The organism is Enterobacter sp. CPE_E863, from assembly GCF_046521465.1.
Taxonomy (GTDB): domain Bacteria; phylum Pseudomonadota; class Gammaproteobacteria; order Enterobacterales; family Enterobacteriaceae; genus Enterobacter; species Enterobacter adelaidei.
The window spans coordinates 526769-541466 of sequence record NZ_JBKFZX010000001.1 but is presented as its reverse complement, the minus strand read 5'-3'; the positions used below and the strand labels follow the sequence as shown (position 1 = coordinate 541466).

Genomic DNA, 14698 nt, shown 5'->3' with positions numbered 1-14698 from the left:
GTGCGTTTCAAGGGTTAGCGAGTCGATGCGGGACCTCCGACGGTGATCGGCTCCGGCGCCTGCGTGTGGTTACGGGCAAGCTTGTCGATCTGCTCGGCAAGGCCTGGCGCACCGGGACGGGGCGCGCCAGCCGGTATCACAACGACGCCCGGTATCGATATGTTGGCCTGCGGTGGGAGATTCTCGTGGGTGTCGTGTTTCACCACCGGTTTGCCTTTGGTTGCCTCGCCGTGCACCACGCGTTCTTCCTGGATCGCAGGCACGTCGGCAGGGGTCGGTTTGCCCGTGGCTTTCGGGGTGAACGGATTGAAACGGCTGGCCAGTTGCTGTGTCGCGACGTCGTGGTTATCACCTGACGGCGTCGGGCTTCTGAGCAACGTAGTGTTAACCCAACGGGTAAACAGCACCGCGTCTTCCAGCACCGGCGTGGCGTTATCGTTCGCCCCACGGCCCAGTTCGGTCACCTTGCGGTTCAGTTCGACCTCACGGGTGAAGCGGTCGCTGTAAATGCCATAAATGGCGGGCAGAATAAACAGCCCCGGCGTATAGGGTTGGTCGAGGGCGGTCTCTTCCTGCCGACGGTCATGCGGGAAAATCTCGTCGCCCTGTTTTGACAGCGGTGGCGTGGTGCCATGAATCACAATCGACAGACGCGCCTGGCTGGTGTTGCCGTCGGCGTCGGTGAGGGTGTACACGAACACTTCGGTCAGCGTGGAGAGCGGATCGAGGGTGGAAACGCGCAGGTTCATGCGGTCAGCGACGTAGCGATAGTTGCCGTTGGCATCGAGCGTCAGCTCGCCAAATTCACCTTTAAAGGTGCCATTAATGACCCCTTCATGCCCAAGATTCACTGACGAGACGGCGGTTAGCGGCCCGCTGGCGATGGTGCCATCGGCACCGATACGGTCGTTGGCGTACAGATTGCCGGAGACAATTTGCTCGCCGCGATCCTGGTCAATGCTGTTGCTGTCATCCTGCGCGACGGGAACATCGTTGACGATGTTGACCCGCAGCAGCCCCGGCGCCTGTGTCTGCTCGCCGTTAACGCTCAGGGAGATATCTTCCTGGGTGCTGACAAAGCCCGGCTGCGCAATGGCGTGGGAGAGGGTGTAGCGATAATCCAGCTGTGCATGGCCCGCGTCGAGCGTCCGCAGCCCGGTCAGGCTCAGCACGCCGTCCGGGGTGACGATATCGAACGGCTGCGTGGCGCTAAGAGCCGTCAACTGCGCCAGGGTTAGCGTGTGGCCGCCAATGGTCAGGCTTTCCATCGCATCAAGTGAGAGCAGGGAGAGCGTTCCGCTGGTGGTTTGCGTACCGCTGGCGCTGTCGACCAGGCCAGCCTCTTTCACCCAGGCTTCGCCGATGGGGCTCACCAGCAGGTGCAGTTCACTGCTGCTGGTGCCGTCAACGTTACCGTCGCTGATGGTGTAGCTCACGGTGGGCACAAAGCCGGACCAGCCCGTGGCGGGGGTAAAACGATAGCTGCCGTCGCTGTTGACCACTAACGTTCCCGCCCCTTGCAGGTCGATGGTGTCGCCCGGCACATAGTGCACGCCGTCCACGGTGACGCTCGTGACGTGCAGGACATCGTGTTCGGCATCGCTGTCGTTGGCGAGCACATTACCGCTCAGCGGGGTATTGAGCAGTGTGCTGGCCTTATCGGTCATGGCGACCGGCGGGGTGTTGAGAATATCCAGCGTCACCACGGCGGTTTCGCTGACGCCGCCGCTGGTGACGGTATAGGTAAAGGTATCGGTCCCGACATAGCCGTTGTTCGGGGTATAGCGGGCTTTCCCGTCTTCAATCACCACCGTGCCATGCTGCCCGTTGGTCGCGCCGCTGATGACGCGATCCGGGTTGCTAAAGGTGTCGTTTGCCAGCACATCAATGGTCACTGGCGTATTCGCGTGGGTCGAGGCGCTGTCGTCATGGCTATCCATCACCGGGGTGACGCGGATATCCAGCGTCGCGGTGACGGTCCCGTTACTGCGCCCGTCGCTTAGCGAATAAATCACCTGCGGTACGTCGCCGTGCCAGTCGGCAACCGGCACGAAATGGTAGCTGCCATCACTGTTGATGGTAAGCGTGCCGCTGCCTGCGAGGGTGGCGGTATCCCCTGCTTGATAGTGCAGTCCACCGACGCTGAACCCGGTGATTGTCAGAGGATCGCCCTCCGCGTCGTGGTCATTATTCAGCAGATTTGGCCCGCTTATCGGCGTGTCTTCCGGCGTGGTGACCTGTTCACTTTGCGTGACCGGTGCGGCGTTGGTTAGCGTGACCGTCACGGAGGTGGTTTCGCTGACGCCGCCGCTGGTCACGGTATAGCTAAAGGTGTCGTTACCGACATAGCCGCCCGTTGGGGTGTAGACAACCTGCCCATTGTTGATGGTCACGGTGCCGTACTGCCCGTTAGTCGTCGCGCTAAGTGTACGATTCGGGTTACTGAACGTATCGTTACCGAGCACGTCAATGACTACCGGCACGCCTGCGTGGGTGGTGGCGCTGTCCGGATTGGCATCGGCGACCGGGGTGACGGTGATAGTCAACGTGGCGGTACTTTCGCCGTTATTGCGTCCGTCAGAGACGGTCCAGGTGATTGGCGAAACATCACCATGCCAGTCAGCGATCGGAGTGAACAGGTAGCTGCCATCGCTGTTCATCACCAGCGAGCCCTGGCCCACGAGAATGGCCGTGTCGCCCGGATGATAATCCTGGCCCGCCACCTGGAAGCCGGTGAGGGTCAGCGGGTCGCCGTCCGGATCGCGCGCGTTTGCCAGCAGGTTTTGCCCGGCAAGCGGCGTATCTTCCGGCGTGCTGACATGCGCAGAGGCCAGCTCCGGTGCGGCATTAACTAGCGTCACGGTGACCGTTGCGCTTTCTGCGATACCGCCGCTGGTGACCGTATAGGTGAAGGTATCACTGCCGACATATGCCGGGTCCGTTGGGGTATAGACCGGTTTACCGTTTTGTAGCGTCACCGTCCCGTGCTGGCCGTCGGTGGTGGCGGTAATGGCTTTGTCGCTGTTGCTGAACGTGTCGTTATTCAGCGCATTAATGCTGACCGGTACGCCAGAGTGGGTGCTGACGGCATCATCAAATGCGTCAATGACCGGCAGAACGCGGATATCCAGCGTGGTGGTACGCGTACCGTTGGTGTGGCCGTCGGTCACCTCATAGGTCACCTGTGGAACCCCGCCGTTCCAGTCGGCAACCGGGGTAAACAGGTAGCTGCCGTCGCGGTTAATGGTCAGCGTACCTTTCCCGCTGAGGGTGGCGGTTTCGCCTGCCAGATAGTGCTGCCCGTCGACGCTAAACCCGCTCAGGGTGAGCGCGTCGCCATCGGCATCATAATCGTTCGCCAGCAGGTTCGGGCCGCTCAGCGGGGTATCTTCCGGTGTCGTCAACTGCTCGCCCGTCAGTACCGGTGGGGTGTTGCTTATCGTCACCGTGACGGTGGCGGTTTCGGTGATACCACCGCTGGTAACGGTATAGGTAAAGGTGTCGGTTCCCAGATAGTTCGGATCGGTGGGGGTATAGACCACTTTGCCTGTGCTGATAGTGACCGTGCCTTGCTGGCCCTGTGTTACGGCGCTTAGGGTTTTATCGGCGTTACTAAAGGTGTCGTTACCCAGAACGTCGATAGTGACCGGCACACCCGCATGGGTGCTGGCGCTGTCGTCAATGGCATCGGCAACCGGTAGAACATGAATATCCAGAGTTGCGCTGCTAAAACCGTTGCTTCGCCCGTCGGAGACGGTCCAGGTCACCTGCGGCACGTCGCCGTTCCAGTCGGCAACCGGGGTAAAGAGATAGTGCCCGTCGCTGTGAATCACCAGCGTGCCTTTACCGCTAATCAGCGCCGTTTCGCCCGGATTGTAGCTGTGTCCGTCAACGCTAAAGCCTGTGACGCTGAGGGCGTCGTTATCCGCATCGCTGGCATGGGCCAGCAGGCCGCTGCTGCCAGAACCAGAAAACGCAGTATCTTCCGGTGTGCTGACATGTTCGCCGCTAAGCTGTGGCGCGCTGTTGGTCAGGGTCACCGTGACGGTGGCCGTTTCGGTGACGCCGCCGCTGGTCACCGTGTAGGTGAAGGTGTCGCTGCCGACATAGCCTGCGTCGCTCGGGGTGTAAACCACCTTGCCGTTTTGGATAGCCACCGAACCGTGCTGGCCTGGGGTGACGGCGGTAATGGTGTTATCCGCATTGCTGAAACTGTCGTTTGCCCGCACATCAATGGTGACCGGGGTGCCCGCGTGGGTGCTGGCCGTATCATCGAACGCGTCAGTCACCGGCGTGACGGTAATATCCAGCGTCGCGCTGCGCTCGCCGTTACTGCGTCCGTCGCTGACCGTGTAAGTAACCTGCGGTGCGCTGCCGTTCCAGTCGGCAACCGGGGTGAACAGATAGCTGCCGTCACTGTTAATGGTCAGCGTTCCGCGACCGCTCAGGGTGGCGGTTTCGCCGGGGTGATAGTTCTGACCGCCCACGCTAAAGCCGGTAATGGTGAGCGGATCGCCTTCCGGGTCGTGGTCGTTAGCGAGCAGATTCGGTACTGCCAGCGGGGTGTCTTCTGGTGTAGAGACATGCTCGCCCGTTAAAACCGGCGCGGCATTGGTCAGGGTCACCACCACCGTCGCGGTTTCAGCGATGCCACCGCTGGTTACCGTATAGGTGAAGGCGTCGCTGCCGACATAGCTGGCATCCGTCGGGGTATAAACGACGCGACCATTTTCGATCGCCACCGTGCCGTACTGGCCGTTCGTGGTGGCGGTAATGGTTTTATCGCTGTTGCTGAACGAGTCGTTTGCCAGCACATCAATGGTCACGGGGGTGCCGGCGTGGGTGGTGGCGCTGTCGTTAACCGCATCGGCAACCGGCAGCACAGCGATATCCAGCGTGGTGCTGCGTTCGCCATTGGTCCGCCCGTCGGTCACGCTATAGGTCACCTGCGGCAGTGCGCCGTTCCAGTCGGCAACCGGGGTAAACAGGTAACTGCCGTCGCTGTTGATGGTCAGCGTGCCTTTCCCGCTCAACGTGGCGGTGTCGCCAGCCAGATAATGCTGCCCGTCGACGCTAAACCCGGTAAGCGTAAGCGTGTCGCCCTCGGCGTCGGTGTCATTTGCCAGCAGGTTTGGCCCGCTTACCGGCGTATCTTCTGGCGTCGTGACATGCTCGTCCGTTAAAACCGGCGCGCTGTTGGTCATCGTCACCGTGACGGTCGCACTTTCTTCAACTCCGCCGCTGCGTACGGTGTAGGTGAAGGTATCCGTGCCGACATAGCGGGAATCGGCAGGCGTATAGATGACCTGGCCATTGTGAATAACAACCGCGCCGTGCTGGCCGTCGGTGGTGGCTAGCAGGGTTTTGTCGGCATTGCTGAACGTATCGTTACCCAGCACATCAATGGTCACCGGTACGCCCGAGTGGGTTGTTGCGCTGTCATCACGGGCATCGGCAACCGGTGTCACGGTGATATTCAGCGTGGCGCTGGTGCTGCCGTTTGTTCGCCCGTCGCTGACCGTAAAGATCACCTGTGGAGCCGTGCCATTCCAGTCGGCAACCGGGGTAAAGCGGTAGCTGCCATCGCTGTTGATGGTAAGTTCACCCACGCCCGCCAGCGTTGCCTGGGTGCCTGCGCTCCAGGTCTGGCTGCCAACGCTAAAGTCGCTAACCGTGAGTGCGTCGTGCTCGCTGTCGGTGGCGTTATGCAGTAATCCACTGGCGGCGGTAACGACAAGCGGGGTGTCCTCGGCGGTGGTGGCCGCTAAGTCGGGTACCGCCGGGGCGCTGTTGGTCAGCGTCACGGTAACGTGGGTGGTTTCGTTAACCCCACCGCTGGTGACCGTGTAGGTAAAGGTGTCGGTGCCAACATAGCCTGCGTCAGACGGGGTATAAACCAGCTGACCGTTCTGCATCGCCACCGTGCCGTGCTGACCGTCCGTGGTGGCGGTAATGGCTTTGTCGCTGTTGCTAAAGGTGTCGTTTGCCAGCACATCAATGGTTACCGGTGTCCCGGCATGGGTGCTGGCGCTGTCCGCAGTGGCGTCAACCACCGGGGTGACGCTGAGATCCAGCGTGGTGGTGCTGTCGCCGTGGATCAGCCCGTCTGAAACGGTGTAGGTCACCTGCGGCAGTGCGCCGTTCCAGTCGGCAACCGGGGTAAACAGGTAGCTGCCATCGCTGTTGATGGTCAACGTGCCTTTCCCGGCAAGGGTTGCCGTGTCGCCTGCGTTGTAGTCGTGCCCGTCAACGCTAAACCTGGTCACGCTAATGGCGTCGTTATCCGGATCGCTGGCGTGTGCCAGTAACCCGGTGCTGCCCGCACCCGCCAGCGGCGTGTCTTCCGGCGTTGTGGCCTGTTCCGGGGTGAGTTCCGGGGCGCTGTTGCCCACCGTCACCGTGACGGTCGCCGTTTCGTTAATGCCACCGCTGGTCACCGTATAGGTGAAGGTATCGGTGCCGATAAAGGTCGGGTCGGTCGGTGTATAAACGACCTTGCCACTCTGGATCGCCACCGTGCCGTTTTGCCCGTCGGTGGTGGCGGTAATCGCTTTATCGGCATTGCTGAACGTGTCATTTGCCAGCACGTCAATGGTCACCGGTACGCCCGCATGGGTGCTGGCGGTGTCATTGTGCGCATCGGCTACCGGCGTGACGCTCAAGGTCAGAATGGCACTGGTGGTGCCGTTGGAACGCCCGTCTGTGACGGTATAGGTCACCTGCGGCAGCGCGCCGTTCCAGTCCGCGACAGGCGTAAAGCGGTAGCTGCCGTCACTGTTGATCGTCAGCGATCCCTTACCGCTGAGATCCGCACGATCCCCCGCGTTATAGCGCTGTCCGTTGACCGTGAAATCCACCACCGTAAGCGTGTCATTGTCGCTGTCCGTCGCAGTGAAAAGCAGGCCGTTACTGGCGGTGCCGACAAGCGCGGTATCTTCCGGGGTCGTGAGCTGGCGGTCCGCAACGACCGGCGCGCTGTTGGTCATGGTGACGCTAACCGTCGCAGTTTCGGCAATGCCGCCGCTGGTAACCGTATAGGTAAAGGTGTCGCTGCCGACGTAGCTGGCATCCGTCGGGGTATAGATGACTTTGCCACTCTGAATGGTGACCGTACCGTGCTGGCCGTCGGTGGTGGCAGTCAGCGTTTTATTGCTGTTGCTAAAGGTGTCGTTACTCAGCACGTCGATGGTGACAGGCACACCGGCGTGAGTGGTGGCGCTGTCATCGTGGATATCGACCACCGGGGTGACGGTGATATCCAGCGTGGCGGTGGTCAGTCCGTTGCTGCGCCCGTCCGAAACGGTATAGGTGACCTGTGGCACGCTGCCGTTCCAGTCCGCCACCGGGGTGAAGGTGTAGCTGCCATCGCTGTTGATAACCAGCGTGCCTTTCCCGGTAATCGTTCCGGTGACGCCCGCGCTCCAGGTATGGCCGTCAGCGCTAAAACTGACAACGGAGAGGGGGTCGCCATCCGGATCGCTGTCGTTGATTAATAGCCCGCTGGTGGCCGGGCGCGACAAGACGGTGTCTTCCGCCGTCGTGACCTGTTCGCCCTGAGTGACCGGGGCGTTGTTGGTCATGGTAACGGTCACCGTGCCGGTTTCGGTCACGCCGCTGCTGCTCACGGTATAGGTAAAGGTATCCGTGCCGACGTAGCCCGTTGTTGGGGTATAGATGACTTTACCGCTGACAATCGTCGTGGTGCCGTGCAGACCACTGGTGGTGGCGCTGAGGTAGCGATCCGGGTTGCTGAACGTATCGTTAGCCAATACGTCGATAGTGACCGCCACCCCCGCATGGGTGGTGGCGGTATCTGCGTGGGTGTCGGCTACCGGGGTGACGGTGATATCGAGCGTCGTGGTTACCGCGCCGTTGGTGCGTCCGTCGCTCACCGTATAGGTGACCTGCGGTACGGTGCCATTCCAGTCGGGAAGCGGGGTAAAGGTATAGCTGCCGTTGGCGTTAACCACCAGCGTTCCTTTCCCGGCAATGGTCGCCGTATCCCCTGCGTTATAGGTTTGGCTGCCAATTTTGAAGGTGGTGACGGTCAGCGTATCGCCATCGGGATCGCTGTCGTTATACAAAAGCCCGGTGGTGCCTGAACCGCTTAGGCTATTGTCTTCGGCGACCGACACATGTTCGCTGGCAACGACCGGTGCGCTGTTGGTCATGGTGATGGTCACGGTGGCGATTTCGTTCACGCCGCCGCTGGTCACGGTGTAGGTAAAGGTATCGCTGCCGACATAGCTGCTATTGTTCGGCGTATACAGCACTTTGCCATCGACAATACTGACTGACCCGCGCGCGCCCTGGGTGACTGATGTCAGCGTTTTATCGCTGTTGCTAAAGGTATCGTTGGCCATCACATCCACGGTGACCGGGGTACCGGAGTGGGTTGAGGCAGCATCGTTTTTGGCATCCGCGACGGCAGTGATAGTGAGCGTGACGGTTTGCGCATTACTCCAGTGGCTGGTATCGCCCTGGTTAATGGCACTTTGCAGATCCTGTACCGCATACAGTGTTGTCACCCCCGCATCGGCGGTGGTACTGGTATCGGCGGCGTGAAGGGTCAGCCCGCCCGGTACCGTGCCGTTGTAGTCGGCCAGGGGCACAAAACGCAGCTGCGAGGTGGTTTTTAACACCAGCGCATTGCTGTCGCTGTAGTCGGTGCCCAGGCTCTGCCAGGTGCTGCCATCGGTGGAGTATTCCCAGTGGCCCAGGCTGGTACTGGTGTTGTTGCCGGTGATCGCCACAAAGCCCGCCGCACCGCTGGCGTTGCCACCGCCGCTGATGGCGCTCTGGTTGTCGGTGTCGTCATTGTATTTTCCGCTCAACAGTGAACCGAGCGTCACCGCCTGCGGAGTATCTTCCACCATGGTCACCGGCATGCTGCCAGTGAGCACCGGGCGATCGTTGACCCCGGTGATGCTGGTGGAAAGCGTGACCGTTCTGGCGCTGTAGCGCGACGTGCCGCCGTTGGTGGCCGTCGACGTGACCAGCCCGCTGGTCGGCGTTGCTGTGGTGCTTGTCGTGTCGTTGTTGCTGTTAGTTTCCACCAGCCGCACGGTCAGCGCCGCCGGGGTGCCAAAGAAATTGGCCGCCGGGACAAAGCGCACGCGGGCGGTTTTATCCAGCAGCAGAGAACTGGCGTCGGTGCGGGTGCCGATGGCGGTCCAGGTGCTGCCACCGTCGGTGGAGTATTGCCAGCTTCCCTGGGCGCTGTTAGTCGTCAGGCTATTAATCGCGACACCCCAGAATGAATCTGAGGATGTACCACCGCTGGCTCCGATAGCCGAGTTATCAACGTTGTCCGCCGTGTCCTGGAAGTAGCTGCCAAACAAATTGTCGACCGTGTCTCCAACGATGGTCGCGTCTGCGCTGTCTTCACTGATGGGGGCAAGGGTCTGCGGTGTGGTTTTGGTTAACCCTGGCGCATCGTTAACCGGCACAACGGTGACCGTGAAGGTGCGGGTGGTGATCAGCGCGGCAGAGGTGGCATCGGCATAGCTGATGTCACCTGGGTTACTGCCCGGATCGTTACTGTCTCCGTCCAGCGTTGACGGGCGGCTACCGTGGTTGCCGTTATCATTGACCACCACCGTTACGCTAAAGCTGCCGTTCCAGTCGGTGGCCGCTACGCCTGTGGTCGTCGGGAGCTGCACCGTCAGGTTTGCCAGCCGCGCGTTCAGTTCGCTGAGGGTGCCGGAGAGCGCCAGCGTCTGGTGACCGGAAGCATCGGTGGTGACCACATCGCCGCTGTTCAGCCCGCTAAAGGTAAAGCCAGAGGGCAGGGTGATTGTCGCCTGCAACGTGGCGACATCGGCATCCGGATCGGCCACGGCGATGGCCGGGAGTTTCACCCTCGCCACGCCTTCTGAGACGTTACTATCGGTGACGGTAATGGTCGCCGGATCGTTAATGCTGCTGGGGAAAATGGTGCGCGCGGCAATGGCGACGTTTTGCGTCAGGCCTGCGGGCAGCGCTGCATACGGGTCAATCACGGTGGTGGGCACGGTTTGCGTGCCGTTGCCGTTGGCATCGTTTTCACCGCCGTTGGCATTGCCTGCGCTAAGCAGCGCCCCGGTGGTGAGATCGCGCATACGGTCATCAGCAATGACTTCAACATGCCAGGCTTTGTCGGCGTTTTCCACGCCGCTGCCGGTCATTGAAACCTGCAAATCGGCCAGATACGCATTCACCTGGGCCAGCGTACCGCGGATCACCAGGGCGTCTTTATTGCCATCGAAGGTCGTGTCGAGGGTTACGCCGGACTGAGTATTGCCAGAGTTGATAATGATGCTGGAGACGCTGCCATTATTGTAAAACGCGGCGGCGAGCGGGGTACCGTCGGTGTCGGTGATACGCACCGTCACCTGCATAAAGTCGCTTTCGCCGTCGGCAATGTCGCCGCCGTCGGTATAGTCGGGATCGCTGATAACAAAACCGCTGACCGCGTTGCCGTTTGTCACGCCCCGATCGCTGTTGAGATAGGCGGTGGACGAATCGGCGCTAACCGTTGGGGCATCGTTAACCGGCACGATAGTGACATCCAGCGTTGCATCGGCAGGGTTGGCACCCCCGGCGGTATCACCAATGTGCGAACCGCCGTCATCCAGGTGCAACGTCACGGTGACATCGCCTGGTGCAGCGCCGTTGAGATCGTGGTTAGTGTTCAACGGGCTGGTCCAGGTCAGCCCCAGCGTCGTGTCGTTAAGCAGGGCCTGAATGTCGCTGGCCCGCCCGGTCAAAACCAGCGTACCGGTATCATCACCGCTGATGGTCACTTGCTGGCTACCCGTCGCACTCGGGGTGACGCTTTCCTGTGTGCCGCTGCCGCCGATACCCAGCGTACCCTCGGCAACGGTGATGGTCACGGTGACCGGGGTACCAAAGCTGGTGGATTCCACATCGCTAAGGGTGATGTTGCCGCCGATAAAGGTGGCCTGATCTTCCAGCGCCGTGCGGGCCGGTGTGGTGATGGTCAGGGTGCCGGGATCGTTAATGGTTGAGGCGCGAACCCAGACCGAGGCCATGCTGATGTTGCCCTTGTCTGCCTCGGCAACGGTGGTACTGCTGTACCAGTTATATTCAGTGCTGCTGATCGTGCCCGGCTGACTTTTGCCCGGCGTATTCGACTGGTTTTCGCTACCGCCGTTTGCCCCTCCCACTAATGCGCCGCTGGCATCGCGCAGGCGGTCATCGGCAATCACCTGTACCTGATAAAGTGTGTTGCGATCTCCGGTGAAGGTGACCGTTAATCCAGCAAGGGCGGCGTTCACCTGGGCATACGTACCGCTCAGCACCAGATAATCGTTCTGGCCGCTGTGGGTGATGGCCGTTGCCGCACCGCTGCTGGAGTCATAGCCTAGGGTGACGCCCGTGTAATCGGTGAGGGCGTTACCGCTGCGATCCAGCAGGCGAACGGTAACCTGCAAATAGTCGGTTTCCCCCGTAATTATCGCCGTGAGGTCAGGGTCGCTGACCGAAAAGCCCGTGATGTGGTTATTGGCCGGGTTCTCACTGGTGATGTTGTGCACGCCAGACGGGGCCGAGACAATCGGCGCATCGTTGGTGGGCAGGGTGTAAATCCAGAATTCGTTGCCGCTCTGCTCTTTGTCACCGTCGGAAAGACGGAAGGTGAACTTGTCGTCCGGGGTGTTGGGCGTACTGGTTTCGCTGCGGCCACTGCCTTCGCTGCCATCACTCAGGTAGTAGATATGCCCGTCGATCACATCCTGCTGGGTAAAGGAACCCCCGGCACCAATAATGCTGAAATGTACGCCATCGGTAGAGTAAGCCAGGTTGCCATGCGCAGGGGCAGAGGTGATGGTGTATTGCACCTGGCGTGCGCTGCTGTCGGAGTCATAGGCCTGTAGCAGGGCGCTGGTGATTTGTTGATAGCTGCCTTCTTTGACATACAGCGGGTTGTTTTCCGGAGCCCCGCCAATGATGTTCGGCGAATTGGGCTGAATAACCGGGTCGGCGAGCGTCGGGTTTTTGGCAATCTGCGGCGCATCGTTGACGTTGGTTATCTGAATCGTCACCTTCCCGCTGCTTGCAGAGCGTGCGCTCCAGCGGTCAATCGCGGTAACGGTAAAGTCGGTTTTGCGTACCTCTGAGCCGTCGTTCACGAAACGCAGGCCGGTGGTGTTGGTGCTGGCGGTAAGCAGCGCCGCATCCAGCGTCATGCCGACCGTGACATCTTTCCAGGCGCTGCCGTCATAATATTGCAGCGTGCCGCCTGTCGGCAGGCTGTCGATTTCAAATTTCAGCGGCGTGCCACCGCCCGCGCCGTTGTTATAGGCGTAGTTATCCACGCCATCACGCAGGGTGGCGCTGCTTTCAAGATCGCTGCCGCTGTTGGCATCATCCGGATCGCTGATGCTCAGTTGCCCGGTGGTGATGTAAGCCGTTTCCCCTTCCGCGATCACGGTCGTCGAGGAACCGGTCACCACCGGCAAATCGTTGACTGGCGTGACATAAATATTGAGCGTTGGGGTCCAGATATCCTGAGTGATATAGCCGTTTTGATCGGTTTTCGTCAGCCCTGCTGACACCGCAAACTGGGCGGCAAAGAAGAACGTCTCGCCACCGTCATGCTGAAAACGGATATTCCCGGCATCAAGATCTGCCTGAATAAAGGTGCCGTAGGCCCCTACGGTAACCCAGTTGCCGCTGCTGTCTTTACGCTGAATCTCGCCGCCTGTCGCCCCATTCGAAAAGCCGAGGAAGGTGTAGACCACCTGCGAAGGATCAACGTCCGTCGCGGTGTAGCTCATGCCCGCAACGGCGGAGAAATCACCGTTTGTGCCGTTAAGGGTGACGCTACCGCCTTCATTGAGCTGCCCGCGGCTGTCGCCCGTGGTGAAAACCGCGCCTGCCCAACTGGAGTCACTGTGGGCAATTTGCGGATCACTGGTGGGCAGCGTGCCAATACCACTGCCGTTGGCGAACTGCACGAGACCCAGGGTAAACGTGAAACGGGTTAGCGTTTGCGTTCCTGGGTCATAAATGCCCCCGGCACGGTTGTAGCGGCTGCCGTCATCGTTCCAGCGCAGCGCCATGGTGTTATCGACGAGAACGAAGTTAAAGCTGTCGGTTTGGCCTGCGGTACTGGCCCCGGCGTACTGCACGTATTGCACCTTACCCGCGAGGATATCCGCCATGGTAAAGGTGCCGCCGTTATTGAGGATTTTACCGTTGAGCGTCAGATAACCATGAGTCAGCCCCGAGTTATCGGTGATAAAGCTCAGATGGTTATTGCCTGAATCCACATCGCTGGCAGACAGCATGTCGGCGGTGAGCGTGACAGCGGTAGTGCCTGTTGATGGCACGTCGGCATTCGGCGTTCTGCCATTGCCAGTGAAGGTTGGATCGTCGTCAACATCCTGCACGCGCAGGGTGATGACGCCATCACTATTCCCCGGGACGCCAGTGCCACCCCCCTGGTCAGTGACGCGCACGCCAAAGCTGTCCTGGCCCTGGTTTTCGCTGCCGTCATTTTTATAAGTCAGCAGGCTGCGATCGGCATAATCAAAGGTCTGGCCGACGGTCACTTCCACGCCGTTGTAGTACAGCGTGCCGTGGGTCGGCAGTGACGTAATGGCAATGGTCAGGATTGTATCCTGCGGATCGCCGCCGGTGCTGGCGACGATATACTGCCCGACATTGCCGGTATCGACCGCGTTAGCCGGCTGGCCTTCATAGACAAGACCGCTACCGCCTACCGACGGCAACTGGTTCAGCGGCGCAATATCCAGCGTGATGTGCACCGTGCCCGAAAGATCTTTCGGCGTAGCGCCGTCGTTGACGACCGCCACAAAACCATCGGCAGTGTTCTGATCGGCCCCGGTTGCCGTGTGGACGTAAACCAGGCTGCCGTTAATGACATCTTCCTGGGTGAAGACGGAGCCAATCCCCAGGCGGTCGCCGTCCAGCGTCAGGTAGCCGTACTTCGGCAATTCGGTTAAGCCATACACGATTTGCACCGGGAACTGTGTCCCCGCACTGACCTCCGGGTCGACAGCGAACAGCGTGGTGTCGGTGATCGCCGTGCTGCCGATTTCGGCGACGGTCTGGTGGTTATCGGCGACGGTGACCGGGTCGTTCGACGGGGTGACCGTAATATCCATCGAACCGCTGGCATCACCGGATTCACTGCTGACGTGGACATCAAGCTGGCTGGTGGCGGCGTTATTGCCAAGCTCCACATCCGCCGCTTTGAATGTCAGGCTATTCAGCCACGCCTGCGCTTCATCTGCCGTGCCGGTCATGGTGAGAATGGTACCGCTACTTTGCCCGTCGCTTAAGGTGCCGATGGTGCTGTCGCGCAGGGTGGCGGTGACGGTCACGCTGCTGTCTGTCGCGCTGATTTGCCAGTCGCTGAGCTGTGCGGCATCTGCGCCTGCGGCATTCAGGGTGCTGGGTTCAATGACGGAGATGCCTTTTATGGGCGCGGTCAGGTCGGGTGCGGCGGCCGGAACGGTGATATCGGCAATGCGCGTTTGCTCAGCGATGCTGGCATGGTGGACCAGATCGCTGGCGGTATCATTATGTGCGGCGGTTTCAGCTAACGCGGCGCCATCAAAAAGTTGGCGAGATTCAAGCGCAAAACGATGGGCGCGGGGCCGTAGACTCCGATTTTTTATACGCGTCATAAATTACCGCTCTATATAGGGCAAAAAGTTTCGGGGTTCAG

1 protein-coding gene is annotated in these 14698 nt (G+C 60.4%); it reads right to left on the bottom strand.

All coding sequences use genetic code 11. The features are described 5' to 3' along the window. Positions 1-14 precede the first annotated feature (14 nt). A complete protein-coding gene (locus ACLHV8_RS02550) occupies positions 15-14657 on the bottom strand; it encodes an Ig-like domain-containing protein (RefSeq protein ID WP_410376748.1) in 14643 nt (4880 codons plus the stop codon). Positions 14658-14698: the final 41 nt, after the last annotated feature.